This window comes from Nonomuraea composti (assembly GCF_012034275.1).
Taxonomy (GTDB): domain Bacteria; phylum Actinomycetota; class Actinomycetes; order Streptosporangiales; family Streptosporangiaceae; genus Nonomuraea; species Nonomuraea composti.
This window is the reverse complement of sequence record NZ_JAATEP010000019.1, coordinates 25816-52019: the sequence shown is the minus strand read 5'-3', so window position 1 is coordinate 52019 and position 26204 is coordinate 25816. Positions and strand designations below refer to the sequence as shown.

At 72.7% G+C, this 26204-nt stretch carries 27 protein-coding genes; 14 read left to right on the top strand and 13 right to left on the bottom strand.

All coding sequences use genetic code 11. The annotated features are described in order from the left end of the window. Nucleotide 1: 1 nt before the first annotated feature. The 4 genes from HCN51_RS25885 to HCN51_RS25870 are packed head-to-tail and all read right to left on the bottom strand — an operon-like array spanning nt 2 to nt 2876. Complete coding sequence (locus tag HCN51_RS25885) at nt 2-1168, bottom strand: questin oxidase family protein (protein ID WP_168012440.1); 1167 nt, start codon at nt 1166-1168, stop codon at nt 2-4. After that, nucleotides 1147-1608, bottom strand: a complete 462-nt coding sequence (locus tag HCN51_RS25880) for a DMT family transporter (protein ID WP_168012438.1) — start codon at nt 1606-1608, stop codon at nt 1147-1149. The genes HCN51_RS25885 and HCN51_RS25880 overlap by 22 nt, the downstream gene beginning before the upstream one ends. 3 nt (nt 1609-1611) lie before the next feature. Further along, on the bottom strand, nt 1612-2088 hold the full coding sequence (locus HCN51_RS25875; RefSeq protein WP_206067798.1) for a DMT family transporter: 477 nt from the start codon (nt 2086-2088) through the stop codon (nt 1612-1614). Then, the gene (locus tag HCN51_RS25870) at nt 2085-2876 is read right to left on the bottom strand and encodes an HAD family hydrolase (RefSeq protein ID WP_168012436.1); all 792 of its coding nucleotides are present in this window, start codon (nt 2874-2876) and stop codon (nt 2085-2087) included. Before HCN51_RS25870 ends, HCN51_RS25875 begins: the two co-directional genes overlap by 4 nt. A gap of 408 nt (nt 2877-3284) precedes the next feature. On the opposite strand from HCN51_RS25870, the gene HCN51_RS25865 reads away from it, so the two are divergent. Both HCN51_RS25865 and HCN51_RS25860 read left to right on the top strand, forming a co-directional pair. Continuing rightward, on the top strand, nt 3285-3500 hold the full coding sequence (locus tag HCN51_RS25865) for a hypothetical protein (protein ID WP_168012434.1): 216 nt from the start codon (nt 3285-3287) through the stop codon (nt 3498-3500). Between the two features lie 21 nt (nt 3501-3521). Further along, nucleotides 3522-3713: a hypothetical protein gene (locus HCN51_RS25860; protein WP_168012432.1), complete on the top strand. Its 192-nt coding sequence runs from the start codon at nt 3522-3524 to the stop codon at nt 3711-3713. A gap of 24 nt (nt 3714-3737) precedes the next feature. Here the strand turns inward: HCN51_RS25860 and HCN51_RS25855 are convergent, their stop codons facing one another. Then, nucleotides 3738-4196, bottom strand: coding sequence for a hypothetical protein (locus HCN51_RS25855; RefSeq protein WP_168012430.1), 459 nt, complete (start codon nt 4194-4196; stop codon nt 3738-3740). A 346-nt stretch (nt 4197-4542) separates the two neighbouring features. Here HCN51_RS25855 and HCN51_RS25850 point away from each other — a divergent pair, with 346 nt between their 5' ends. From HCN51_RS25850 to HCN51_RS25835, 4 genes are all read left to right on the top strand, one after another. Further along, nucleotides 4543-4650: a keywimysin-related RiPP gene (locus HCN51_RS25850; RefSeq protein ID WP_155126888.1), complete on the top strand. Its 108-nt coding sequence runs from the start codon at nt 4543-4545 to the stop codon at nt 4648-4650. A 12-nt stretch (nt 4651-4662) separates the two neighbouring features. Then, nucleotides 4663-6540 carry an asparagine synthase-related protein gene (locus HCN51_RS25845; RefSeq protein WP_168012428.1) on the top strand — a complete coding sequence of 626 codons (1878 nt, stop codon included), beginning with the start codon at nt 4663-4665 and terminating at the stop codon, nt 6538-6540. 64 nt (nt 6541-6604) lie between these two features. Then, nucleotides 6605-6862, top strand: a complete 258-nt coding sequence (locus HCN51_RS25840; protein ID WP_168012426.1) for a lasso peptide biosynthesis PqqD family chaperone — start codon at nt 6605-6607, stop codon at nt 6860-6862. Next, nucleotides 6859-7287, top strand: a complete 429-nt coding sequence (locus tag HCN51_RS25835; RefSeq protein ID WP_168012424.1) for a lasso peptide biosynthesis B2 protein — start codon at nt 6859-6861, stop codon at nt 7285-7287. The genes HCN51_RS25840 and HCN51_RS25835 overlap by 4 nt, the downstream gene beginning before the upstream one ends. A gap of 49 nt (nt 7288-7336) precedes the next feature. On the opposite strand, the gene HCN51_RS25830 is transcribed toward HCN51_RS25835, so the two are convergent. Both HCN51_RS25830 and HCN51_RS25825 read right to left on the bottom strand, forming a co-directional pair. Next, nucleotides 7337-7738, bottom strand: coding sequence for a PPOX class F420-dependent oxidoreductase (locus HCN51_RS25830; RefSeq protein ID WP_168012414.1), 402 nt, complete (start codon nt 7736-7738; stop codon nt 7337-7339). Next, nucleotides 7735-9111, bottom strand: coding sequence for an MFS transporter (locus HCN51_RS25825; RefSeq protein ID WP_168012412.1), 1377 nt, complete (start codon nt 9109-9111; stop codon nt 7735-7737). The genes HCN51_RS25830 and HCN51_RS25825 overlap by 4 nt, the downstream gene beginning before the upstream one ends. A 107-nt stretch (nt 9112-9218) precedes the next feature. Here HCN51_RS25825 and HCN51_RS25820 point away from each other — a divergent pair, with 107 nt between their 5' ends. After that, complete coding sequence (locus tag HCN51_RS25820; RefSeq protein WP_168012410.1) at nt 9219-9656, top strand: MarR family winged helix-turn-helix transcriptional regulator; 438 nt, start codon at nt 9219-9221, stop codon at nt 9654-9656. Between the two features lie 114 nt (nt 9657-9770). Next, nucleotides 9771-10418, top strand: coding sequence for a response regulator (locus HCN51_RS25815; RefSeq protein WP_080038145.1), 648 nt, complete (start codon nt 9771-9773; stop codon nt 10416-10418). A gap of 43 nt (nt 10419-10461) precedes the next feature. Here the strand turns inward: HCN51_RS25815 and HCN51_RS25810 are convergent, their stop codons facing one another. Both HCN51_RS25810 and HCN51_RS25805 read right to left on the bottom strand, forming a co-directional pair. Next, entirely contained in the window at nt 10462-11745 is a 1284-nt protein-coding gene (locus HCN51_RS25810; protein ID WP_168012408.1) for a sensor histidine kinase, read from the bottom strand. A gap of 130 nt (nt 11746-11875) precedes the next feature. Beyond that, nucleotides 11876-12796, bottom strand: a complete 921-nt coding sequence (locus HCN51_RS25805; protein WP_168012405.1) for a type II CAAX endopeptidase family protein — start codon at nt 12794-12796, stop codon at nt 11876-11878. 472 nt (nt 12797-13268) lie between these two features. Here HCN51_RS25805 and HCN51_RS25800 point away from each other — a divergent pair, with 472 nt between their 5' ends. The 4 genes from HCN51_RS25800 to HCN51_RS25785 are packed head-to-tail and all read left to right on the top strand — an operon-like array spanning nt 13269 to nt 18763. Beyond that, nucleotides 13269-13691, top strand: a complete 423-nt coding sequence (locus tag HCN51_RS25800) for a hypothetical protein (RefSeq protein WP_168012403.1) — start codon at nt 13269-13271, stop codon at nt 13689-13691. A gap of 4 nt (nt 13692-13695) precedes the next feature. Further along, a complete protein-coding gene (locus tag HCN51_RS25795; RefSeq protein WP_346433798.1) occupies nt 13696-15444 on the top strand; it encodes an outer membrane protein assembly factor BamB family protein in 1749 nt (582 codons plus the stop codon). After that, on the top strand, nt 15441-16319 hold the full coding sequence (locus HCN51_RS25790) for a hypothetical protein (protein ID WP_168012399.1): 879 nt from the start codon (nt 15441-15443) through the stop codon (nt 16317-16319). Before HCN51_RS25795 ends, HCN51_RS25790 begins: the two co-directional genes overlap by 4 nt. Next, nucleotides 16298-18763, top strand: coding sequence for an outer membrane protein assembly factor BamB family protein (locus tag HCN51_RS25785; RefSeq protein ID WP_168012397.1), 2466 nt, complete (start codon nt 16298-16300; stop codon nt 18761-18763). The genes HCN51_RS25790 and HCN51_RS25785 overlap by 22 nt, the downstream gene beginning before the upstream one ends. A 648-nt stretch (nt 18764-19411) precedes the next feature. On the opposite strand, the gene HCN51_RS25780 is transcribed toward HCN51_RS25785, so the two are convergent. Both HCN51_RS25780 and HCN51_RS61480 read right to left on the bottom strand, forming a co-directional pair. Then, on the bottom strand, nt 19412-20092 hold the full coding sequence (locus HCN51_RS25780; protein WP_168012395.1) for an SDR family NAD(P)-dependent oxidoreductase: 681 nt from the start codon (nt 20090-20092) through the stop codon (nt 19412-19414). Nucleotides 20093-20170: 78 nt separating this feature from the next. Next, the gene (locus HCN51_RS61480; RefSeq protein ID WP_277350092.1) at nt 20171-20293 is read right to left on the bottom strand and encodes a hypothetical protein; all 123 of its coding nucleotides are present in this window, start codon (nt 20291-20293) and stop codon (nt 20171-20173) included. 97 nt (nt 20294-20390) lie between these two features. Between HCN51_RS61480 and HCN51_RS25775 the strand changes: the two genes are divergently transcribed. Continuing rightward, entirely contained in the window at nt 20391-20786 is a 396-nt protein-coding gene (locus HCN51_RS25775) for a winged helix-turn-helix transcriptional regulator (protein ID WP_206067796.1), read from the top strand. Between the two features lie 11 nt (nt 20787-20797). On the opposite strand, the gene HCN51_RS25770 is transcribed toward HCN51_RS25775, so the two are convergent. Then, on the bottom strand, nt 20798-22276 hold the full coding sequence (locus tag HCN51_RS25770) for an alpha/beta hydrolase (protein ID WP_168012391.1): 1479 nt from the start codon (nt 22274-22276) through the stop codon (nt 20798-20800). 296 nt (nt 22277-22572) lie between these two features. On the opposite strand from HCN51_RS25770, the gene rph reads away from it, so the two are divergent. After that, entirely contained in the window at nt 22573-25170 is a 2598-nt protein-coding gene (rph, locus tag HCN51_RS25765; RefSeq protein ID WP_346433808.1) for a rifamycin-inactivating phosphotransferase, read from the top strand. 46 nt (nt 25171-25216) lie between these two features. On the opposite strand, the gene HCN51_RS25760 is transcribed toward rph, so the two are convergent. Next, nucleotides 25217-26119, bottom strand: a complete 903-nt coding sequence (locus HCN51_RS25760; RefSeq protein WP_168012387.1) for a LysR family transcriptional regulator — start codon at nt 26117-26119, stop codon at nt 25217-25219. Between the last annotated feature and the right edge of the window lie 85 nt (nt 26120-26204).

Sequence of the window (26204 nt, the reverse complement as noted above, 5' to 3'; positions counted from 1 at the left end):
GTCAGGCGGTGGGCGGCTCGTCGAACGAGGGCGGCAGCTCGGGCGTGGCGGTGAACTGGCCGGCGGCGACCCGGTAGACGGAGCGACGGCCGGCGCGCTCCCACACGCGGCGCAGCACGTACACGAGCTTGGGGTTGTGCTCCTCTTCCTCCAGGACGGCCCGGCCGACGATCGTGTCCCAGTCGCGGGCGTCCTCGTCCACGGCTCCGGAGAAGATGCGGTGCAGGGCGGCGAGCTTGGCGCGGTGGGGGAAGTCGGCGCCGGAGAAGACGGTGCCGAGCAGGCCGATCCAGAAGCAGACGGCGGCCTGCCGCCGCTGCTCGGCCGGCAGGTGCTCGGCGATCCGCTCCACCGCGTACAGCGAGGTGATCAGGTGCAGGAGCACGAAGTCGCCGGGACGCGCCAGGTAGAGCAGGGTGACCGCGTAGTACAGCGGCTCCCAGTGGTCGTCCCGCGTCCAGGCGGGCGTGTCGTAGAAGAGGGGGTGGCCCTCGCTGAGCGTGCGGGCGATGCGGAACTGCAGGCCGGAGCGGAGCAGCTCCGGGTGGATGCGGCCGTCCTCGACGGGGGAGGTGTCGGCGAGCAGGCCGGCGACCCAGTGGGTGAGCTCGTCGCGGTGCTCGTCCCACGCCCCGGCCAGGCGCAGCAGCGAGTCGACGGGCGCGCCGTCCTCGCGCGGCGGCCGGGCCCGCTCCGGATGGCAGGTCGAGTACGAGAAGGCCAGGTAGGCCAGCCCCTCGATGGCCATCCACCGGTGGCCGGCGTCGAGCGCCCAGCCGAGGTGGATGGTGGCGTGCGTGAACGAGCCGGTCCAGCCGGGCAGCAGCTCGGGCACGTACCGGCGCAGGACCTCCGCCAGGCCGAGCTCCCGCTCGCGCCGGTCGAAGAAGTCGCAGTACGACCAGAAGCTGGTGCGCTGTCCCAGGTGCTCGCGCCAGTTCCGCTCGGTGATGAGGTGCCGGTCCGGCTTGGGCGCTTCCAGGCCGAAGCCGTACGAGGTCAGCTTCGCGTACGCGTCGTAGTACGCCTTGATGTCGGCGGCCGGCACGCCCAGCCCGGCCAGGGCCACGACGGCGTGCTTGGCATGGTTGGTGAGGTGGCCGTTGAACTCGATGTGGTAGGTACGGTCGTCGAGGAGGGCGTCGATCACTTCTTCTCGGTCGGGCACGGGTGGATCTCCCTTTGCCGGAGACGGGCGGACAGGCGGGGCAGGCCGAGCCCCAGGAGCACGAGCACCACGCCGGCCAGCCGGATCGGCGCCGGCAACGCGCGGTGCTGGACACAGTCGATGACCACGGCCGACAGCACCTGGCCGCTGATCACCAGCACGGAGGCGCTCATGGCCCCGAGCCTGGGGAAGACGTAGCTGTTGACCGCGACGAACAGGGCGCCGAACACCCCGCCCGCGTAGGCGGCGACGGGCGCGTCCGTGACGTCCGGCCAGGCGCGCAGGACGAGCAGCACCACGCTCAGGAAGACGAAGCCGACCACGTGGTTCCACACCGACGCGCGGAACGCGCCCTTCCTGGTGCTGAGCCGGCCGTTGACCGTGCGGCTGGTGCCGATGAGGACGCCGTTGAGCAGCGCCAGGACGACGAAGAAGAGCACGGCTCACGCTCCGCCGACGACGATGAGGACGCTCCCGGCCAGCACGCAGCCGGCCACCGCCAGGTCCATGGGCGTGATCCGGCGCCTGGGGGTGTGGAGCAGGCCCAGGTGGTCGGAGAGCGTGCCGAACAGGATCTGGCCGGTGAGCATCAGCGCGATGGTGCCGGCCAGGGCGAGCTCGCTGTTGACGGCGATCGCCGACAGGACGACGACGAGGGCGCCCGGGATGCCGCCCAGGTAGTACCAGAGCGGCGCCCGGCCCTCGCTCTCTGCGGGGGCGGGGGCGGGGGCGGTGGCGGATGCGCGGCGGGCGAGGGCCAGCACCAGCACGGACGCCACGACGGCGCCGAGCCCGTGCGCGGCCCAGGAGGCGTACAGGGGGCCGGTGTGGCCGGCGAGCACGGCGTTGGCCTGCGTCATCAGCGTGAGCAGCACGCCGCCGGCGATCGCGAGCGCCCAGTCGACCGCCCGCCCGCTCACCACACCGGCTCCGCACCGCGCACCGGCTCCGCACGGGATGCCGGCTCGGCATCGCGCGCCGGCTCCGCATCAGGCGCCGGCTCCGCACGAGGCGCCGGCTCCGCTCTGTGCGCGGGCTGCGCGTGGGATGCCGGTTCCCGGCTCAGCAGCAGGGCGACGACCTCGGCGAACGTGTCGGCGACCCAGGTGGGCCCGGCGAGGGCCAGCTCGTCGGCACCGTGCACCCCGTACGTGACGGCGATCGAGCGCATGCCCGCCGCCCCCGCCATGTGGATGTCGTGCGCGGTGTCGCCCACCATCACCGCGTGCCGCGCCGCCACGCCGAGCGTGCGCAGGACCAGCAGCCCCGATTCCGGATCGGGCTTGGGCCTGCTGACCTGGTCCGCGCCCACCACGAGCGCGAACCGGTCCCGCAGCCCGGCCGCCCGCAGCAGCGCGTCGGCGCTGGCGTGGACCTTGCTGGTCGCTACGGCGAGCAGGCCGCCCCGGGCGCGCAGCTCGTCCAGCCCCTCGACCACGCCGGGGAAGGTCAGCTCGGGGGCGCGCGGCAGGACGATCTCCTTGAACAGCCGCTGGTAGTGCCGCACCCCTTGGCCGGCCAGCTCGGCGTCCACGGCCAGCAGGTCGCCGAAGGCCCGTTCGAGCGGCAGCCCGATCGTGGCCCGGATGACCGCCGGCGGCGGCGCGGCCACGCCCAGAGCGCCGAACGCCGCGGTGAAGGTCTCGACGATCGCGCGGGGTGTGTCGACGAGCGTCCCGTCGAGGTCGAACACGGTCAACTGCGTCATGACATCCTCTCCGGCGGCTCAGCGGACCCGGCTCCGGACCGGTCGTCGGGGTTCTTGCCGCGCGCCAGGCTCAGCGGCTGCTCGCCGCCGACGCCGAACCCCGCCCCGCGGCCGCGACGCGGGCGGCCGATCGCGGACTCCGGAGTCCAGCGTTCGGTTCATGCACGGAAGCATACCTATTTTTCCTACCTGATGTAAGGGGATTTATTAGCTCCTCGCCCTTGTGGTCCGCGCCCACGCCGCCACCGCGCCTGCCTCACCGCAGTCCGGCCTTGATCTGCTCACCACCACGGACGGCATGGCGGGCGCGTTGAGCCAGGTACGCGATCCGAGCGGGGCGAGCGTGACCCGGCGCTCGGGTGCCGCCCGGCGGGGGAGCGGGAAGCCGATGAGCGTTACCTGACCAGGGTGCTGCGCGGCACCGGCGACGGCGCCGGGATCGACGGGCGGAAGATCACCGTCCGGATGCTGATGCGCCGGCAGACCAGCGGCCCGCCCGAATTCCTCGACGCGACCGAGTGGAAGGAGCCCTTTCCGGACCTCCTGCGAGTGGCGCCGGCCCCCAAGCCCACGGCACGGGCTCCTTCGCCTACGCCGACACCGACCACCTGGTCCTCGGCATGATCGTGCCCGCAGGGTGGTGAGGTGGACCTGGCCGACCGGCTTCCCCCCTACGCGTTCGGCCCCAGCGGCGGTCTGGTCTCCATGCCAGAGGACCTCAACCGGTTCTGGCGCGACGCTCCGCTGGGCGAGATGATGACCCGGCCGGTGCGGGTCGAGCAGGAAGGCCGGCCCGCGGGCGCCCGCGCCTTCACCGCCACGATGTGCGAGCGCTGAGCCCGGACGGCGGCGCGAACGGCTTCACGCCGGCGCTTGATAACGAACGGGCGCCAGACACAAGATGCTGAGCGGGGGCATCGATCCGGGCGGCCCGATGCGGAACTCGCAGATCTGCACCGTCACCGCATCGATGGGCGTGCCTTGCGGGGCCGTCAGTTCCAGGGACAGGCCGGGCCTGTCGGGGGGCACGTAGAAGGACTGCTGGGCGGTCTGCGTGCCGCCGTTGTAGGCGCGGAAGGCGACCGAGTGGAATCCCGACTGCCGCGTACACGACGGGATCGGCGTGTACTGCGCCGCATTCCCCTCGACCTTCACGACCTCCTCGCCGGCCCATTCCAGTGTGCCTTCGGTGATCGCGCCCGGGCAGCCGCCCAGGGTGACGCGGAACGGCACCGCGGCCCGCGCCTGCGCGGGCGGCACCAGGACGGACACCGGCAGCAGCGCCGCGGCGAGGATGGAGAGCAGACGTCCGACCGACATGCCCCGACGATAGGAGCGGGCCCGCGCCCTGCACAGGTGCGATTCATCACGCGCTTGTGTGCATTCCTCACATACGAGACCGCTCGCCGCCCGGTCATATCCCGGCATGCCGGCACCTGTCGATCGTGGCCATCGGCGCGAACATCGTCAAGCGGGAAGGTCATATTTCTGTCGCCGCACGCCACGTTACGATTCCGAATCGCAGTAATTTGTCGTTCTTTTCGCCACCGAATATGCCACGAGACGTCACGAAAATTCGTAGCAATATGGCGCTGATCGGCGTCCCGGCCGGAATTTTCAACTGCCGTTAATGTGTGCGCATCAACCCTCAACGAGAGGAATGCCCATGCAGCGCTACGAGAAGCCCCGGCTCACCCCCGCCGGCACCTTCCGCAAGGCCACCGGTCTCCTCAGCCGCCACGGCAACGACCGTCTGATCCTCAGCAAGAACTGAGGCAGACGACACGTGGCTCGGCACACGCCGAGCTGGCCCCGTCACGGCGCGTCCTGGTTCGTGGTGATTCCCGACCACGACGCCGGGCCCGCCGTGGCGGCGGCGCTGCGCACCCCGGCGGCCCGCACCGTCGCCCACCCCTCCGGACGGCCCTGGCTCGTCGGGCACTGGTCCGACGAGGAGCTGACGGTCGCGGCGGCGGGCACCACCGGGCTGGCCGTGCTCGGCCGGTGCCCGATCGGCGCCGAGCGGCTGGCGGTGGAGGCGGCCCGGCTGCGGGAGCCGGCGCGGCTCGACCGCCTGGCCGCCGCCCAGCCGGGCAGCTTCCACCTGGCCGCCTCGATCGACGGCCGCACGCTCGTGCAGGGCACCGCGTCGGGGCTGCGGCTGGTGTTCCACGCGCGGGTCGGCGGCCTGGTCGTCGCCTGCGACCGCGCGGACGTCCTGGCCGCCGCCACCGGGGCCGGGCTCGACGTCCGTACGCTGGCCACGCGGCTGCTCTGGCCGGTGCCGCACCCCCTGATCCACCGGCCGCTCTGGCAGGGCGTGAGCGCCGTGCCGCCGGGGCACCGCCTGGCCGTCGAACCCGACGGGACGACCGCCCGGCACCGCCGCTGGTGGGCTCCGCCCGAGCCGGTGCGACCGCTCGCCGGCGCCGCCGACGACATCCGGCAGGCCCTCGACACGGCCGTCGGCGTCCGCACCGAGGGCGGCGGCACGGTCAGCCTCGACCTGTCCGGCGGCCTCGACTCCACCTCGTTGTGCTTCCTCGCCGCCGCCCGCCAGGAGGCCCGCGTCGTCGCCGCCACCTGGCCCGGCCGCGACCCCGCCGACGACGACCTGCTCTGGGCCCGGCGCGCCGCCGCCCACCTGGAGGGCGCCGAGCACGTGATCTGGCCCGCCGAGGAGTCGCCGCTCGTCTACGAGGACCTGCTGACCGTCGACGACCCCCTCGACGAGCCCACCATCGGCGTCATGGACCGCGCCCGGGTGCTGGCCCACCTGCCGCGCCTGGCCGCCCGCGGCAGCCGGCTGCACCTGACCGGCATCGGCGGCGACCACGTCGCCTGGTGCTCGGAGGCGAGCTACCACCGGCTGCTGCGCACCAGGCCGCTGCTGGCGATCGAGCGGCTGCGCGGTTTCCGCGCGCTGTTCCACTGGCCGTACGGGCCGATGGTGCGGGCACTCGCCGACCGCCGCCCGTACCGGGGCTGGCTGGCCGGCTGCCTGCCCGACCTGCGCGCCCCCGCCGCGCCGGCGGTGACCGACGCGCTCGGCTGGGGCTCACCGCCGCGGCTCGCCCCGTGGATCACGCCCGACGCCGCCCGCCTGGCCGCCGGCCTGATCGCCGAGAGCCTTCCGGGCGCCGAGCCGCTCGCCCCCGATCGCGGCCGGCACGCCGACCTGCACGCCATCCACGACTCCTGCCGGATCATCCGCCAGTGGGACCACATGAGCGCCCGCGCCGGCCTGCCGCTGTCGCACCCCTTCCTCGACGACCGGGTGATCGAGGTCTGCCTGTCCGTACGCCCGGAGGACCGGGTCACCCCCTGGCGCTACAAGCCCCTGCTCACCACGGCGATGCGCGGCGTCGTGCCGCAGGAGTGCCTGCGGCGCACCAGCAAGGCGGAGGCCTCGCTCGACGCCGCCGACGGGCTCCGCCGCCACGCCGCCGACCTGCGCGAGCTCTGGTCGGACTCCCGGCTGGCCGCGCTCGGGCTGGTGGATCCCGCCCTGCTGAAGGACCTCTGCGAGCATCCGGACGCGCCCGAGCTGCGGGGCGCGGTCCTCTACTCGACCATCGGCTGCGAGGTCTGGCTGCGCACCCTGGAGTCCCCCGGACGGCCCATGCCCCTGGAGCCCCCGCGCGAGACGGAGGGCGGCTCATGACCCTGAATCCACGGATCGGAGGACGGCTGATGACCTTGGAGGTCCACGGATCGGAGGACGGCCGATGACCCTGCGCCTGCACGCCGAGGTGTGCACCGCCGACACCGACTACGGCACCGTGCTGCTCGACCAGCGCACCGGCGCCTTCTGGCAGCTCAACCCCACCGCCGCGCTGGCCGTGCGGCGGCTGCTCGACGGCGACACCGCCGAGCAGGCCGCCGCCGCCATGGCCACCGCGTTCGACGTCGGGCCGGACGACGCCCTGACCGACGTCCTGGAGCTGGTGGACCAGCTGCGCACGGCCGGGCTGGTGTCGCCGTGAGCGTGCCCAGCGCGCTGGAGCGCCCGCAGGGGGTGCCGTGGCGGGCCAGGGCGGCGGCCCGGGTCGCGGTGGCGGCGGCGTTCCTGCTCGCCCTGCTCCCCCCGAACCGGCTGCGGGCCGTGCTCCGCCTGCTGCGGTACGGCGCGCGCCCCGCGACATATGCGCAGGCCAAGGCCGCCAGGGACGCGGTGCTCGCGGTGAGCCTGACCTGCCTGGGCGTGCACGGCTGCCTGCCCCGCTCGCTGGCCACCACCGTGCTGTGCCGGCTGCGCGGGTCGTGGCCGACGTGGTGCTCGGGGGTGCGGATGCGGCCGCCGTTCGCCGCGCACGCCTGGGTGGAGGCCGGGGGCGCGCCGGTGGAGGAGACCGTTCCCGACGGATATCTCACCCCGCTGATCACGGTCGGGCCCCGGCACGAAAGCTGAGCTGTCCAGCTTTCGCGCCGAGCGCAGATGACAGGTCCGGCCGTGGGCGTCAGGGGTCGACGGGCCGTCCCGCGGCCCGGGCGCGGTAGGTGTCCTCGATGGTGGCGCCGCTGTGCAGGCCCCAGCTGACGATCCGGGCCGGGCGCAGCAGGATCAGCGGCCGGTCGCCGTCGATCGCCTCGGCGCTGCCGCGGATCTCCACGCCGCGCGGCCGCCACGGCGGCAGCACGTCGTCGACGACCAGCGCGGCCCGGCCGGTCCGTGCGATGTCACGAAACTTCCTGGAGCGGGCGAGGTTGCGCCCGCCGATCTCGACGAGCGTGCCGGTCCCGTCGAGGGACCAGCCGACGGGTACGACGTGCGGCAGGCCGTCGATGCCCACGGTGGCCAGGCGCCCCAGCAGCCGTTCGCCGCGCAGGTAGGCCAGCTCGCGCTCGCTGAAGACGCTCATGCGGTCGCCGTCCGGAGGGCGCGCACGGCGTACGGCGAGATCGCGACCCCGAGGACCGCCACGCCGCCCGCCAGCCAGAACAGGGCGGTGAAGGCGGAGTCCGGCACGGCGGCGGCGCCGCCGGAGGCGATCACGGCGGCGGCGAGCTGGCTGCCGACGACGCCGCCGACGGTGCGGGCGATGTTGTTGAGCCCGTTCGCGGTGCCGGTCCTGGCCGGCGGCACGATGTCGGCGATCAGCTTGGGCAGCGCCCCCATGACGAGCCCCGACCCCGCGCCGACCAGCCCGTAGAACACGAGATAGTGCCAGTACGCGCCGTGCATGACGGCGATCAGCGCCGATCCCGCCGCCATCGCCACGAACCCGGCCGCCAGCGGCCAGCGGGAGCCGAGCGCCTGCGAGATCCGGCCGACCGCCATGCCCGCCGGGATGATGGCCAGCATGCCCGGCAGCATCAGCAGCCCGGCGACCGTGACGGAGGCGCCGAACCCGGCCCCGTCCGGGCCCGGCCGCTGCTGGGCGAACAGCGGGATCGCCACGTAGAAGAAGTACGATCCGGCGCCGAACAGCAGCGCGGCCAGATGCGTGGCCAGCATCGGCCGGTCGGCCAGCTCGGCGACGTCGATGAGCGCGTCGCTCCTGCGCCGCTCCAGCGCGAGCAGCCCGGCGCCGAGCAGCGCCCCGAGCGCGAACAGGCCGAGCACCGGCGCCGACCCCCACCCCCACGAGGGGCCCTGGGTGAGGGCGAGCAGCACCGCGACCAGGCTGAGCGCGAGCAGCAGCGAGCCCGGCACGTCGAGCCCGCCGGCGGCGGCGCGCGCCCCGCGCGGCGTCCATCGGGCGACCATGACCAGGCTGATCAGCGCCAGCAGCGCGCCGAGGACGAACAGGTAGCGCCACGACAGCCGGTCGGCGAGCAGCCCGCCGACCACGAGCCCCGCCCCGGCCCCCGCGCCGACGATGCCGGACACCAGGCCCATCGCGGAGGCCAGCCGCTCCCGGGGCAGCGCCTCGCGCAGGACCGCCATCGACAGCGGCACCACCGCCAGGGCCGCGCCCTGCACGACGCGGGCGGCGATGAGCTGGGCGATGTCCTGGGCGAGCGCGGCCCCGGCCATGCCGGCGGCGTACGCGGCGAGGACGCCGATCATGACGCGGCGCTTGCCGTACAGGTCGCCGAGCCGCCCGAGCAGCGGGGTCAGCACCGCGCTGGACAGCAGGAACGCGCTGAGGATCCAGGCCGACCAGGCCGGGGTGGTGTGCAGCTCGCGGGTGAGCAGGCCGAGCGCGGGGACGACGACCGTCTGCATCAGGGAGTAGCCGAAGACGGTCGTGACGAGCGCCGTCACGACCTGCCGGGGGGAAGCGGGCATGGTGTTCACCTCACGGGAATACTTCGTATCGCGAACAGTTCGTAGTGCTAACAAGATAGTTTGTGGCACGAACTGTTCGCAACTAGACTCGACCGCGGGAGGTGCGGATGAAGAGCGAGACCGGCGCGCCGGCGGGGCTGGGCTTCGCGGCGACCCTGGTGCGGATGTCGCATCTGGTGCAGCACGTCTTCGCCGACGTCAGCCGCGAGCGCGACATCACCCCGCAGCAGGCGCACCTGCTGTGCGTGCTGACCAGCGGCGACGGCATCGGCATGACGGACCTGAGCAGGCTCCTGCACCTGGAGAAGCCGAGCCTGACCGGGCTGGTCGACCGGGCCGAGCGGCGCGGGCTCGTACGCCGCGTCCGCGACGACGCCGACCGGCGCGCGTGCCGGGTCGAGCTGACCCCCGAGGGACTCGACCTCGCCGTGCGGGTGCACGCCGAGATCGTCGGCAGGCTGGAGGCGCTGGCCGCGGACCTGCCCGGCGAGGACGTCCTCCGGGTCGCCGACACCCTGACCGTCCTGCTCGCCCGGACCCCCTAGCAGGTACAGCCTGCTGTACTCTTTCGCCACCCGCCCGCCGGCCCGCCGAGCCCTGGCCTAGGGTCGGAGACCGGAACGTACGACGGGCCCGGCCACAAGAGAGGTGAACCCCGCTTGCGGATCGTGATCGCCGAGGACGACCCCTTGCTGCGCGAGGGCCTGGCGCTGCTGCTGCGCGCCGAGGACCTCGACGTGGTGGCCACCGCCTCCGACGCGGCCGGCTTCCTCGACGCCGTCGACGAGCACGCGCCGGACGTCGCCATCGTCGACGTCCGCATGCCGCCCACCCACACCGACGAGGGCATCGTGGCCGCCGTCGAGGCCCGGCGGCGCCGCCCCGGCCTGGCCGTGCTCGTCCTGTCGGCCTACGTCGAGCAGGCGTTCGCCACCGACCTGCTCGCGCGCGGCAGCGCCCGCCTCGGCTACCTGCTCAAGGAGCGGGTCGGCCGGGTCGAGGAGTTCCTGACCGCGCTGCACCGGGTGGCCGATGGCGGCACCGCCATCGACCCCGAGGTGGTCGCGCAGCTCCTGACCAGGAGCCGCCCCGACAACCGGCTCGAACGGCTCAGCCCGCGCGAGCGCGACGTCCTGGCCCTCATGGCCGAAGGGCTCGGCAACTCCGCCATCGCCGAGCGGCTCTTCGTCACCGACGGCGCCGTGCACAAGCACATCCGCAACATCTTCGCCAAGCTCGACCTCGCACCCGCCGACGGCACCGACCGGCGGGTGGCCGCCGTGCTGCGCTACCTCGAAGGCACCTGACCCTTCAGGCGCCGGCCGCCTTCAGCCGGTCGGGGCGGTCCTTTCACGTGCCGCACGGCAACGTCACGTCGAGGGTGGTCGGCCCGCCGGCGGGGCTGGTCAGCGTGAACGACCCGTCGTGCGCCTCGACCCGCCGGCGGATGCCGGCGAGCCCGGAACCGCTCTCCCGCGCCCCGCCCCGCCCGTCGTCCATGACCCGGAGGACCAGCTGGTCATCGAGGCGCCGTACGGTGACGACCGCGCGCCGGGCCCGGCTGTGCCTGGCGACGTTGGTCAGCGCTTCGGCCACCACGAAGTAGGCGGTGGCCTCGACGGAGGCCGCGGCCCTGACCGGCAGGTCGGCGTCGATCCGGCACGGCACCGGGCAGTCCGCCGCCAGCCCGGTGAGCGCGTCGGCGAGGCTCTTGTCGGCCAGTACGGGCGGCAGGATCGTGCGTACCACACCACGAAGCTCACCCAGTGCCTGCTCGGCGGCGTCCTGCGCCCGTTCCAGCGTGGCCCTGGCGGTGGCGGGATCGCGGTCCAGGGCCCGCAGCGCCGCCCCGAGCAGCACGTTGACCGCGACGAGCCGGTTCTGCGTGCCGTCGTGCAGGGAGCGTTCGATGCGGCGCAGCTCGGCGGCGTGCGCGTCGAGGACGGCGGCCCGGGTCGCGGTGAGCTGCGCCACGCGCAGGCTCAGGTCGGCGTCGGGGCCGGGGCGCAGGAGACGCCGGCCCGCCCACGCCTGCAGCCGCGCCATGCGCGGCGCGAGGACCATGGTGATCGCGATCTCCACCGGGGCCAGCGCGGCGACCGCGACCGCGCCCGCCGTGTCCCTGACCTCCCACATCCCGTACGCCGCGCTCGCCGCATCCTCCGGGGGCAGCAGCCACCACCACAACGCGAACGTCACGTCCTGCACCGCGTGCAGGGGCAACGTGAGGGCGGCCAGGCCCAAGACCAGCCCGGCGGAGGCGTGCACGACCACCCAGGCCAGCTCCCGCCGCACCGTCGCGTCGGCGAGGGCGGCGCGGACCCCCGACGGCGGCGGGGGCGGGGGGACGAACTCCTCCCCGTCCCAGCGCGCGATCCTGGCCCGCTCCCGGTCGGCGACCGCCCGCACCGCGCGCAGCGCCGCCGGCACCAGCGCCAGCCCCACGCCGACCAGGCAGGCCACGGCGGTGAGGGCCGCGGACACCAGCGCGACCAGGGCCAGCACGCCCGTTCCCATGCCGGCGACCAGGTGCTCGAGCGCGTCGAGGGTCGCCCGGCCACGGGCGAGCACGTCCGCCCGCCGCGGCCACCGCAGCCGCGAACGCCGCTGGGCCCGGCCCTCACCGGCCGTCATGAGCCCGCACCTCCTTGACCGCAACGGTCGTCATGAGCCCGCACCTCCTTGACCGCAGCGGCCGTCAGGGGCACGCACCTCCTCGGCCGCGACGGCCGTTCGCCGATCATCGCCGCACAGGGACAGCAGGCTATAGGCCCTGCGGGTCGGGTTCGGCCGGCGGGCGGTAACCCAGCCGGCCGCGCGTGGCGACCAGCACCAGGACCGCCGCCGTGGTGCCCGCGAGCAGCGTGACCCGGGACGCCAGCGCGGGCGTGGCCAGCGTCGGGAACACGTCGGAGTAGGCGATCGACATGAAGTTGTTCACGCTGACGTGCAGGAGCATGACCAGCGGCAGGCTCTGGCCGGTCCGGTTGAAGACCCAGGTGACGACCACGCTGAAGGCGCAGCAGAAGGCGGCGAACTCGCCGACCCTCGTCCACGTCACATCCGGCCACCCGCCCCACTCGGTCAGGAACAGCGGCAGGTGCCAGAGACTCCACAGCGGCCCGAGAACGACGGTGGCACCCAGCCCCCCGAGCCTGCGCTGCATCCGGGCCAGCGCGAAGTCCCGCCACCCCGGCTCCTCCGCCAGCCCGGTGGTGACCATCTGCAGCAGCAGACCCGGCACGTACGCCACCAGCACCGCGACAGGCGGCACACTGACCCGCCCGTCGGTCATCGCCAGCCCGGTGACGACGATGACGGCAGGCACACCGAGCGCCGTCACCAGATACCAGACCCAGCTCACCCGCCACTTGGTCATCCGCCCGACCCACCGCCGCACCCCCTCCTTGCCCTCCGAGACCCGCGTCACGAGGTAGGCGGCGAAGATCGGGCCGAGATAGGCGCCGGGCAGCACGCCGAGAAACTGCGTGGTGCCGAGCAGCGAGGGAAAGCGGAAGCTCAGGATTCCCAGGCCGTTCTGCGACAGGATGTACGGCGACCACGCGACCCAGCTCATCAGATTGGCCAGGACGAAGAAAGAGATCAGGGGCCGGTGGTGAATGAACCCCCGGAGCCCGGTCCTGCTCCTGTCGTGCTCGGCGATCGGGGGGCTGTTGACGGCCATATCGGTGTTCCTTCGGTCGGCGTTCGACTGACACTGATCAGCACACCAGCCGGGCCCCCTTCCCGTCGTTCCCGCACACGCCCCAAAGGCAGGTACAGCCAGGGGTACCGGCCGGCCATCGGCTGCATCGCCGGCGTCCGGAGGTCCGTCCATTCGCCCCCGCGGACACCCCGAAGGTGCCGAATGCTTGCTGCTCGCGATCCGGATGCACCGCCATGCCTTGCACGTGACCGATGACCAGGCGTCGCGTCGTCGGTGTTCAGGGCTGATCACGCCCTGGAAGACGACGGCTTCACGGTGCACCTCGGTATGCCCCGGAAGCTGTTCGCCTACCCCTGTTCGGCGATCACGACGTCGCGGCACTCGTCCAGACAGTCCCCGGCCGCGTCAACGTCAGCCGAGAACGGAACAAAGGCCGGGACGGGCGCCGCGGTCCGCCCTAGACTTCGTGGAAGAGAGATGGGGAGGGCGCATGGACATCGTCGCGCTGGCCAATCAGGTTATGCCTTACATAACTGCGGCGGTCGGCGCATACGGTGGCGCCGTTCTGACCAAGGCGCAGGATTTGGCGGCGGACGAGTCGGTGAATCTGGGACGGCGCTTGCTCCAGCGTTTCCTCAGCCGCGAGGAAAGTCGCGAACGGATCGAATCCGCCGTTCAGGACGTCGTGGAGACGCCGGACGACGAGGACCTTCACGCCGCCCTTCGAGGGCAGCTCAAAAAAGCGCTCGCCGCCGATCCGGGTCTCGCCGGGGACGTCGCGGAATTGCTCCGTACGGCGCCCGCCGCGGCGATCGCCGCCAACGTCGGCAGTCAGATCGTCTCCGGTAGTTCGATCTCCGGCGACAATATTCAGATAGGCCAGGCGCGGGACGTCGACATCCGCCGGCATTAGTCGGATGAATGAGCGGCCCGGACGTTTATCCGGACGCCTTCGCTCCCACATATACATCATGCCGGCGCGGTGGCGTTTGCGTGAGTCGTGGCTGTGGCACGCCTTGTTGTGCGTGGCCTGCCTCGCACTCCTCGCTCCGTCGCCGCCCGTGCCCGGTCTCTCCGGGCGAGGCGTCGGCCCGCCCTTCCCTGCGGGTGTCCGCAGCGAGTTATGGCGTACCGACTTCCGCGACGGATGGTCGGACTCCGTCTTCCTCGGCACGTCGCTGGTCCTGACGCACGGCGACCAGATCGAGGGCCGGGACGCGACGACGGGCCGCGTCCTGTGGACGTTCGACGCGTCCGAGGTCGAGGGTTACGCGCCTCCGGAGGACCGGCTGGAGGCGACCGGCGACTACGTCGTGGCCGTCGCCCCACACGAAGGCGTGGATGATGAGGACGATCCGCGCGGCGACGACCTGCTCGCCTTTCACGGTCGCACCGGCGCGATCCTGTGGAACATCACGTCCGGACACCGCGGTATCGACGTGCCCAGGCCCTATCTCAACTACCTCGGCGTGGGCAGGGGACGGGTGCTGATCCACCTGCCCGGTCTCGGCGTGGTCCGGGCCCTCGGCGCCATGGACGGGCGCCGGCGCTGGGAGTACGCCGTGCCGGCCGGCTGCACCGGTGTGTCCGGAGACGCGGACGAGTGGACCGTCGCCCTGCTGATGACCTGCGGCCGGCGTACCCGGATCGAGGTGCTGGACCCCGGATCGGGCCGCCTCATGTGGGAGCGCGAGGTGTTTCCCTTGGGGAACCCGCTGGTCACGGTGGACGGCGGAGTGGTCGGCCTGGAGAGCGACGCCGCCCTCACCGTGTACGACGCCGGCGGCCGCCCGCTGTTCGAGCACGTGGGCGACATGGCTTGCGCCTGTCAGCTCGCGGCCACCGCAGCAGGCCTGCTGATCGTCCGGCCGAGCGGAGTCAGCGACTCCTATGCCGCGGTGACGGAGGTCGTGAACCGTCTCAACGGTCACGTCACGCGGCTGACGGGCGCGGCAGGCGCCCTGGAGGGCGTCATGGCGGTCGGCGGACGTCTTTACGGCGTGCGACCGCTCGCCCCCGACCTGCTGGGCACCGTCGTGGTGATGATCGACCCGGTGACCGGCAGGCAGACGCCCATCACAGGGTTCCCGAGCTTCCAGGAGGTTGTCGGACTCGGCGAGCACATCATGATCGTCAATGACGTGGGACGTGAGGCCGGTACCACGCTGATCGCCTATCGGACGTCCCCGACGTCTCCCGCCGACTCCGGCGCCGCCGTGCGGGACGGCGTCGCCCGGGAACGCTGGCCCGACGCCTGCGCGCTCGTCCCGCCGGCCGCCCTGCCGGCCTTGTTCGCCGGGGCCCGGTATCGGTTCGTCGCCCGTCCGGCGCCACCCGAGCTCGCCCTGGCCACCCCCACTCGCTGCGATCTGATTCCCGTGCTTCCCGCCAGTGCCGGGCGTCCGGTGATCACGCTCAACGTCCTCTGGGTGAGCAGGACGCCTGACGAAGCGGAGACGGTGCTTCAGGCACGTAGAGCGAGACTCGGCAACACGAAACGAGTGACCGACGACAGTGGCAACCGCATGTACGTCGACCGGGCGATGACGGACATGGTGATCCTGCGCGTCGGCGGCACATTGATCCGCATGGACGGCGCCGGCGATCAGGCGGTGGCCGTTCGGCTCGCGTCCCGCGTCGCGAGCGTCCTTCGGGGTCTGACATGAGCCCCGAGCCGAGCGCGGAGCCGCGGCAATCCGCTGCCGCGCCGGTGCTGCGTGACTCGGTGGTGGGCGGCGACAACATCCAGATCACCACCGCTCGTGACGTGACGATCGTTCCCCGGCCGCTTCGCAGGCCCTCGGCGCCACGACTGCTCGCGGCCGGGATCCTGGTGGTCCTCGGCGCGATCGCCGTGAGCGCCTGGCCCACCTTGACGGACGCGGCCCAGGACCTGTCCGGTACCCCGGTCCTGGACGGCACGGCGACGACGCGGATCAACGTGGGCGACTCCTTGGCGCTGCCCGGCGAACTGACCGCCGACGAGCAGTCGATCCTGCTCAGAGAGCCGAGCGACGACGAGTTCGCGCGGCTCATGTCGCGGCATCGCGCGGCCCGCCTGAACAGCATGGATGTGGTGCTCGTGCTGGAGGGGCGGCGGAACGCGCCCATCAGGATCATCGATGTCCGGCCCCGCGTGCTGAGATCGGGTCCGCCGCCCGCGGGCACGTGCCTCACCGTCCCCGCGCAAGGGGACGCGGGCGAGTTCGAGGTGAAGGCCGACCTCGACGAGCAGCGACCCTCCGGCGGAGGCTCCCGGTTCCTGCCGAAGAGCATCGATCTGGCCTTCGGCGAACGAGCGACGATCTCGTTCACCTCGCGGGCCCGCCACCGCTGGCACGAGTGGGACATCGAGGTCGTCTACACACAAAAGGCCGGTGACGGTGTGAGGAGCATGTTCTTTCGCGCACCCGATGGAGAGCCCTTCAGGTTGAGCGGACCCGCAGAGAAGTACGCCACCGTGTGGAACGACCCGAGCTATCTCGGCGTCGGCTACCGGATCACCGCGAGGAACAAGAAGTGCTTCGAACCCCCGCCCTGATCGCCGTCCTGCTCTTGGGGCTGCTGACGCTCCCTTCCAGCCAACCGGCCGCGGCCCGGACGAGCACGCGGCTCACGCTGCTCTGGCACGCCGACGTGCCCACTCCGCGCGGTGACTACGCCTTCGCCCTGACCGCCCGCCACCTGCTCGTCCACACCTCGCAGGAGGTGCTCGCGCTCGGCGTCGCCGACGGACGAACGGACTGGCGGCATCGGCGCGCCGGCGAGACCGGCGTGGGCTGGGACGTGGCCGGCGGAAACGTCCTGCTCGACCAGCGTCGGCCCCGGCCGCGGAGAGGAGATGAGCACCGGCTGGTGGCTCTCTCCGCCGGCACCGGCGAGCAGCTCTGGCAGCGGGACGGCCTGTCCCTGCCTCCCGGCTGGCGGCGATCCGCTGCCGGCCGGGAGCACGCAGCGGCGTTCCTCGCCTGGGACGCGGGCCGGAGCACCCTGGGCGGCATCTCCACCGGCGCCGGCCGCGACCTGTGGAGCTACCGCCCGCCCCGGGGATGCGCCGTCGCGGGCACCGCCGCCCGCGCCGCCGACGCGGTCGTCCTGCTCGCCTGCGGCCGGACGTCCCGCCTGCTCCTGCTGGACATCGCCACCGGGCGAATGCTCACATCGATCCGGCTTGCCGCGGGACGGACGCCGAGGTTTCAGGCGGCCGACGGCGTGATCGCCGTCCTCGACGGGGAAGGCATGACACTGTACGACGACTCCGGCCGCGCCGTGCTCAGCCACGAGCAGTGCTGGCCGCAGTGCGCGATGGCCCGGGCGGGCAGCCTGCTGCTGACGACGTACCACAGCGGCGGGGACGACATCTTGCAGGCGACGTCCTGGCCGGACGGCAAGCCGGTGTGGCAGGTGCGGCCGGCGCCGCCGTACGGTCAATGGCTCGACGGCGGCGTCGCCGTTCGCGCCTACGGCCCCGGCGGGTTCCCGGTCATCGACGTGATCGACGCCGGCACCGGCCGGACGACGTCGTACAGCGTCCCCTTCACCGCATCCTTGATCATGGCCGCCGGTCAGCGGATGTACACGGGAACCACCATGCGCGGCGCGGGCCAGACGGGCGCCGTACGCGTGGCGGCCCTGCGCCGTGTCCCGTGGAGCGGCGGCTCGCCCCTGTTCGACGGCGAGGACCTCGCGCGCTGGCCGGACGCGTGCGCGTTCCGTCCGCGCGGATCGTTCCCTCCCGGATCGCCCCAGTTCCTCCTGGCGGGCTTCGCCCTGCCCAAGCCGATCGCCTGCCGCTACACCCGGCCGGACGGCCTGCGATGGAGCGCTCGCGTCCTCTGGGTCACCCGCGAGCCGGAGGAGGCGGCCGACATGATCGACATGTTCGAGGACGTCTACGCCTACCGCCCTCTCGAAGGCGTCGGGGACCAAGCGGTGGCGGACGCCAGCCCTCCGAACGTCATCACGTTCCGCGTCGGGCCGATCGTCGCCTCCGTCTCGTCGGACGGGCTGACGTCACGGGGTGAGCTGGCGGAGTTCGCCCGGAACGTCGCCGCCGGCTACGCGGCCGCGGACAGCCCGGTGGCGGGCACGCCTCGTCCCGTACGCCCGCAGGAGACCGATCTGGTCCGCCTGCCTGACACACAGGTGACGGTGGCGCGGACGGGCCGGCTCCCGCCCCTGGTCACCGCATATCTGCAGGACGGCCGTCCGTACGTGTGGCGGCAGACGGCGTACGTACGGCTCGGTCACGTCATGGAGGCCCTCTCCCCGGACGGCGCATGGGCGGCCAAGACCGAGGACGCCTACCTCTCGCGGGGGCGGGACCCCGTCACACTTCTTGACACGGCGACGCGCACCGTCCGCCGGATCGGGACGGTCCAAGCGCCCCGAGGCGTGGCCTATCCCGTCTGGTCGCCCGACGGGCGGCAACTGCTCCTGACCGCCAGCAAGGCGGGCACGATCATCGGTTTCGTCATCGTCGACCTCAGGACGATGAAGCCGCGCTTCGTCCCGGTCGAGAAAGGCGATGGGTATTCCGGCGCATTCCGCTGGGGAGGCGACGCCGCAACCGTGGCGGTGCAGGCCGGGCCGGCGGATGCCGACGACGAGGACCATCGTGACGTCGCCTTCTTCGATCTGCACGGTCGGCTGCGGCACCGCTTCAAGAATGTGGGACGGCTCCTCGACGCGCAGAACTGGGCGTCGCCCGCGGGCCGCTCCTTCGCCACCCGCTGCCCCAAGCCGCCCGGCTGGACCTGCGTCTGGCGGACCACGGACGGCGCCCCGGCCGCCCGGTTGCCGTTCGACCCCGAAGCCTTCGTCTCCTGGCACACGGAGAACAGCCTCCTCGGCTGGCATTCGCTCTCCTCGGGAGGCGAAGGCCTCATGGTCACCGACCTGCTCGGCCGAGCCGGCACCCTGGTGGCGCGCTCGCGTGGGGGCGGCAGGCCGCAGCTGTCAGTCGACGTCTCGACGGTGAGGTGAGCAGCGCAGACGGGCGGGCCCAGGCTTGCGGTTCTTGCGGGCACCCCGTGCAGGGTGCCCGGCCAGGAAGATGCAGCACAGGCGCCGTAGGCCAGGGCGGATGACAGGTCCAGGCGTGCGCCGAGATCGTGCCCTCGGCCTGACCGCACTGGGGAGACGGTCATCCACGACTTCGGCACCCTCGCCACCGCCACGATCACCTATCCCTGACAGCGAAGCCCGCTGGGCCGGACCCCGCCGGCCACCGGCGCTCAGGCCCGGGAACGGGCCAGGTGCCATGAGGGGCGGCCGCCTTGCCCCTGCGCGCCGGCGCCGGCACGGCATTGTGCGAATTCCTCGTGACGGTGACGGAAATGGGACCGTGTCGTGCGGAATGACGTTGCTCGCGTCGGCGGCGTCCTGACCCTCAGGCTCGATTCCCGTGCGCCCACGTCCTTACCCACGGCCGTTCAGCCGCGGCTGCCGGCCTCCCAGGTGGTGGTGAACACGCGATGTGCGAGCCCGTACAGCAGTCCAGGCCGCCGCGCGACCACGCACGGTGAATTGCGGCCGTGTTGCGGCCGGCGGCCACGTCGTCCCGCCCCCGGTCGCCGGCCCGCACTCGTCGATCCCTGTCGTGATCACCTGCGGGACCGGCGCGCCGGTCGGTCAGGCGTTGAAGACGGCGTCGGAGCGGTCGCGGTTCTCGTGCAGGTCCCAGTACAGGGGCGCGATCTGCTCGGGCGTGGCCGTCGGGCTGCCCTCCGGGCCGCCTCCGCCGATCCAGACGTTGATCGCCACGTGTGCGGCGTGCACGCCGCTGCCGGCCAGCTCCTTGTTCAGGTTGATCACCCAGTTGCGCAGAGCCGCCTGGGCGGCGTTGGCGTTGCCGAACATCGGTAGCGGGTCCACGGAGCCGCCGCCGCTGGTGAACAGCAGGGTCCCGGCGCCCGCCTCGCGCATGGCGGGCAGCACCGCCTGGGCCGCCGTGACGGCGCCGTAGAAGGCGTACTCGATCATCGGTTGCAGATTGCCGATCGTGACCTCTGAGGGGGCGACCATGGTGAGGCCGGGCACCGGGGAATGCGGGGCCGGCGAGTACTCCAGGACGTCGATGCCGCCGAAGCGGGCCTTGGCCGCGTCCAGGGCATCGGTCAGTGAGGCGCGATCGAGGAGGTCGGCGGGGAACGCGGCGGCCGTGATGCCTTCCTGGCCGAGCCGGCCGGCCAGCGTTTCCAGCTTCTCCTTGGTACGGGCGATCAGGGCGACGTCGAAGCCGCGGCTGCCGAAGGTGCGGGCGATGGTCAGGCCCATGCCGGGGCCGGCGCCGACGATGGCGAGAGTGGGCATAGTGGGATCTCTTCCGTGTGGTGGCCGCCGGGACATGCGCGGAGCGGACGCCCGGCCGGCGTGTGGATCAGGTCTGCATCAGGTGTGGGCGGTGGGAACCGCGTAGCCGTCCTGGCCGCGGATCGCCGCGTCGTTGGCGGCGACGGCACGATGGACGGCGTGCCGGCGGCCCCGGAGGCTGCGCTGTTCCCGTGGCCGCACCTCAATTCCTACTGTTTGTGCGTAACGCCATGATGGACCAGTGTGGAAGGCTGTACAAAAGGCACATCGATGTGCGTGCCGGAAGGGAATGTGCGCCATGGACGTCGCAGCCAGGCCAGGTGCCGCAGCAGGCCGAGGACCGTGCGCCGGCATCCCCGCCGAGCAGATGGGCTTCGTCCGCCAGATCCTGGACCGCGTCGGGGACAAGTGGAGCCTGCTGGTGATCGCCGCACTCGAGGCGGGCCCGCTGCGCTACACCGACCTGCAGCGCGACGTCCCCGGCATCTCCCAGCGGATGCTCACGCTGACCGTGCGCCAGCTCCAGCAGGACGGCCTGGTGACCCGCACCGCCTACGCGGAGGTGCCGCCGCGGGTGGAGTACGCCCTCACGCCGCTGGGCCGCAGCCTCCACCACATCGTCACGTCCCTGATCACCTGGGTCGCCGACCACCACGACCAGATCCGCGAACACCGGCACCAGACCCTGAAGTGACGCGTCCCCTCTCAGGCCCCGTTCGCCAGCTCGCTCTTCGGGGCGAGGGGCGCAGGTCGCACCTCCGGGCAGCGCACCCCGTGGGCGGGGATCGACTGCGAGATCAGGTAGCGGTCGATCGCGCCGGTGGTGCATGCGCTGCGGCCGTACACGCCGTGTCCCGAGCCTTCGTAGGTGAGCACGCGGGCCTCGGCGCCGATCTGCTCGGCCGTGCTGAGCGTCCACAGGTAGCCGGTGGCGGGGTCGTTGAGCGAGGAGGCCAGCAGGATGGGCGGGGTGGCGTCCACCCGCAGCCGGTGTTGCGGGTTGGGGATGGGCGTGGGCTGGCCCAGGCAGCCGGCGATCCGGCCCAGCGCGGGCGGGCTGTACCTCATGTCCCTGGCCCGCGGCGCCTGCCGGCGCAGGAGCGAGGCGTACTGCGCGTGGTCGGCGACCGGCAGGTGGAAGTCCTGGCAGAACACCGGCGTGCTGACGGGCACCTCCTCGTCTTTCTGGGCGCTCGCCGCAGGGCCGGGGCCGCCGGTGTCGATGGCCTGCAGCAGGTGGGCGAGTTCCGCCCAGTTGGGGTTGTAGAGCCCGGCGAACGCGGTGTTCACCAGCTCGTAGGCGCCCATCGGCACGTCCGGCAGGCCCGGCTCGTGCAGCTCCCCGCGGTCGGCCCGGTCGAGCAGCCTCTTCCAGAACGCCCGGATGTCGGTGCCGTGCAGCGCGCACGACGCCGTCGCCTCACACCAGATGACGAACTGGTCGAACGCCCCCGCCGCATGGGCGGCGGTGGTGTTCAGGTAGGCCGCGGTGTCCACGCTGTGGTCGAAGTTGGAGTCGAGCACGAGCGCCCTGACCTTGCCGGGGAAGCGCTCGGCGTACGCCTGGCCGATCAGGGTGCCGTGTGAGACGCCGTAGTAGGTGAGCTTGTCCTCGCCCAGCGCCGCCCGGAGAGCGTTCACGTCACGGGCGACGTCCAGGGAGCTGACGTGGTCGTACAGCGGCCCGGTGCGGGCCCGGCAGTCCTTCTGCAGCCGCTGGTTGAACGACACCCAGGCGTCCATGTCGCTCTGGTTCTCGATGAGCGGGTGCGGACGTTCGCGCACCAGCGCCGCCGAGCAGACCACCGGGTGGCTGCGTCCCACCCCGCGCGGGTCGAACCCGACGATGTCGAAACGGCCGCGCAGCTCGGCGCTGAAGTAGCCGCTGCCGTGCACCACGAAGTCGACGCCCGAGGCGCCCGGCCCGCCGGGGTTGACGACCAAGGAGCCGACCCTCGCTGCCGGGCCGGCGGCCTCGCGCCGGGCCACCGCCAGGTCGATGGTGGCGCCGCCGGGAGTGTCCCAGTCGACGGGCACCTTCAGCGCGCCGCATTCGGCGGTCGTGTCCTCGGGGCACGGAGCCCACGTGATCGTTGGCGGGGGAGCGGCGGCACCGGCGACGCCTCCTGGGGTCAGGCTGAGGCCCAGGGCGGCGACGGCCGCGAGCAGGATGTACTTCTTCATATGATCCTTCGTGGTCAGCCATGAGATGGGGCACGGCGCCCGAAAAGATCATGCAGTCACCCGCATAACCCGCCCATAACCGTCACGGCCAGGGCGGGCGGAACTGCGCGCCGCAGCTTCGCGAGCTGAACGGCCGGAGGAATGCGAGGGGGCCACGGATCGGACACGTGGGCACACCACCCCGCCACTTTCACTTTATAGCAGATCCGGCGGCCTCATGAGGCGCGAAAAAGTGGTTCATACTTGCCCGTTGCGAACCGACCCGACGAAGGATGGGGGCAACGGCCTTGGGTTACGTGATGGGTTTCGAGCGGATCGACTCGACGAACGTCGCGGACGTCGGCGGCAAGGGGGCGAACCTGGGCGAGCTGTCGCGGCTCGACGGCCTGCGCGTGCCGGACGGCTTCTGCGTCACGACGGACGCGTTCCGGCGGTTCATGGACGAGGTGCCCGCGATCGAGGCCCGGCTCGACCTGCTGGCGGGCGTGAAGCCCGACGATCACGCGACGATCCGCACCGTCAGCGCCGGCATCCGCGACCTCATCGAAGGTGCCGAGATCCCGGACGAGGTGGCGGCGGCGATCGGGGAAGCGCTCGACCGGCTCGGCGAGCAGGGCCCGTACGCGGTGCGCTCCAGCGCGACGGCCGAGGACCTGCCGACGGCGTCCTTCGCCGGCCAGCAGGACTCGTACCTGAACATCGCGGGCCTGCCGGAGGTCCTGCGGCACGTCCGCCGGTGCTGGGCCTCGCTGTTCACCGAGCGGGCGGTGACGTACCGGTGCCGGCAGGGCTTCGACCACCGCAAGGTGCGGATGGCCGTGGTCGTGCAGCGGATGGTGTTCCCGGACGCGGCCGGGATCCTGTTCACCGCCGACCCCGTCACCTCGAACAGGAAGGTCGCCACCGTGGAGGCCGGCTGGGGGCTGGGCGAGGCGCTGGTCTCCGGCCTGGTGCCCGCCGACGTCTACACGGTGCGCGACGACGAGGTGCTCACCGCGACGGTCGCCACCAAGCCGCGGCTGTTCCAGGCGTCCCCCGAGGGCGGCACCCGGGAGGCGCCGGTCGAGCCGGAGCGCCGCACCCGGCGCGTGCTGACCGACGCGCAGGCCGTGCGCCTGGTACGGCTGGGCCGGCGCGTCGAGGCGCACTTCGGCCGCCCCCAGGACATCGAGTGGTGCCTGGCGGGCGACGACTTCTTCATCGTGCAGAGCCGGCCGATCACCACCCTGTTCCCCGTCCCGGAGACCGCCGACCAGGACGACCACATCTTCGTCTCCGTCGGCCACCAGCAGATGATGACGGACGCGATGAAGCCGCTGGGCCTGTCGGTGTGGCAGCTCACGACCCCGCGGCCGATGTACGAGGCGGGCGGGCGGCTGTGGGTGGACGTGGCCCCCATGCTGGCCACCCCGGCGGGCCGGGCGGGCATCTTCGGGATGCTCGGCAAGTCCGACCCGCTGGTGGGCGACGCCCTGCGGACCCTGCTCGACCGCGGCGACCTCGCCCTCGCCTCCCCCGCCGAGGGAGCCGGCACGCCGCCCGTCTTCGACCCGCCCGCCTCGATCGAGACGGACCCGGCCATCGTCACCGAGCTGATCAGTCAGCACGAGGAGTCCGTCGCCCGGCTGCGGCACGACATCCAGGGGGTGTCCGGGCCGGCCCTGTTCGACTTCATCCTGAACGACCTCACGGAGCTGAAGCGGGTCATGCGCGACCCGCGCAGCCTCCCGGTGATCATGGCGTCGATGAACGCGGCCTCGTGGCTCAACGAGCACCTGGAGGAGTGGCTGGGCGAGAAGAACGCCGCCGACGCGCTCACCCAGTCCGTCCCGCACAACGTCACCTCCGAGATGGGGCTGGCGCTGCTCGACGTCGCCGACGCCGTCCGCCCGCACCCCGACGTCGTGGCGTTCCTGCAGCGGGTCGCGGACGAGGGCCGCGACGGCGACGGCTTCCTCGGCGAGCTGGCCGGGCTGCCCGGCGGCCCGGAGGCGCGCGACGCCATCCGGGGCTTCCTCGACCGGTACGGCATGCGCTGCCCTGGCGAGATCGACATCACCCGGACGCGCTGGAGCGAGCGCCCCGCCATGCTCGTGCCCGTCATCCTGGCCAACGTCAGGAACTTCGAGCCGGGCGCCGGCAAGCGGCACTTCGAGCAGGGGCTCCAGGAGTCGCGGCGCCGGGAGAGGGAGCTGCTGGCGCGCCTGCGCGACCTGCCCGACGGGGAGAGCAAGGCGGAGGAGGCCAAGCGGATGATCGACCGCGTCCGCACGTTCGCCGGATACCGCGAGTACCCGAAGTACAGCATGATCACCCGCTACTTCATCTACAAGCAGGCGTTGCTGCGCGAGGCCGGCCGGCTCGTCCGCGACGGGGTCCTGCGCGCCGAGGACGACATCTTCTTCCTGCGCTTCGACGAGCTGCACGAGGTCGCGCGCACCGGCGCGGCCGACCCGGGCCTCATCCGGGAGCGGCGGGCGGCGTTCCGCTCGTACGAGGCGCTCACCCCGCCCCGGGTCCTCACCTCCGACGGCGAGGCCATCAACGGCCTGCACCGGCGGGCCGGCATCCCGTCCGGCGCGCTGGCCGGCCTGCCGGTCTCGGCCGGCACCGTCGAGGGCCGCGCCCGGGTCGTCACCGACATGGCGCGCGCCGACCTCGAAGCGGGCGACATCCTGGTCACCGCCTTCACCGACCCGAGCTGGACGCCGCTGTTCGTCACCGTCGCCGGGCTGGTGACGGAGGTCGGCGGGCTCATGACGCACGGGGCGGTGATCGCGCGGGAGTACGGGCTGCCGGCCGTCGTCGGGGTGGAGCGGGCCACCCAGCGGATCAGGGACGGGCAGCGGATCCGCGTCCACGGCACCGACGGCTACGTCGAACTGCTGGACTAGAACAACTAGAGCAGGTCTCGGGCCACGCGGGCGGCCATCTGTTGGACTAGAGCAGATCTGCGGCCACGCGGGCGGCCATCTCGCGCAGCCACACGTGGGCCGCGTCGTGGGTGTGCACCGGGTGCCACCACAGGGCCTCGCGCAGGCTGACCGCCTCGAACGGGCAGGGCAGCACGCGCACCGGGGCGAGGTCGCGCAGCAGGTCGGCCAGCCGGCGCTGGATCATCGCCACGCGCCGGGTGCCGGCCACGAGCGCCGGCAGGAGCTGGAAGCTCTGCACGGTCACGTCCACGTACGGGTCGAGGCCGAGCATGGTGAGCTGGCGGGTGACGGGCGCGTCGAACGGCCGCTGGTAGATCACCCAGGGCAGCCGGGCCAGGTCGTCCATGGTCAGCCGCTCGCCCACCTCCGGGTGGTCGTCGGCGACCAGGCACACCCACTCGTCGCGGTACAGCTCCACGGCTGGCAGGTCGCTGACGACGCCGTGCGGCATGAGCATGCCGTCGACGCCGCCGAGCGCCGTGCCGGCGTGCTCGACGATCTCGGGCGTGACGTGCCGGAAGTGCAGCCGCACGCCCGGCGCCTCCCGGTGCAGGAGGCGGGCCAGCCGCACGCCGAAGACGGCGATGCCGTAGTCGGAGGACAGCAGGGTGAACTCGTGCTGTTCGGTGGCCGGCTGGAAGTCGGCGCGGCTGGCGAACAGCCGCTCCAGCATCGCCGAGGCGGTCGCGGCCGGGGCGAGCAGGGCGGTGCCGAGCGGCGTCAGCTCGTAGCGGCTGCCCTGCCGCACGAGGAGCTGGTCGGAGAAGTGGTGGCGCAGGCGGGCCAGGGCGGCGCTCATGGCGGGCTGGCTCAGGCCGACGCGCAGGCCCGCCCTGGTGACGTTGCGCTCCTCCAGCAGCGCGCGCAGGGCGACGAGCAGGTTGAGGTCGAGGCTGGCGAGGTTCATGCGGCATCCATGTGGTGGATGGTAGCGATCCAGAGAATCGATTTTCCAGATTCCTTCGGATGCTTCAAGGTTAGGGGCGACGCAT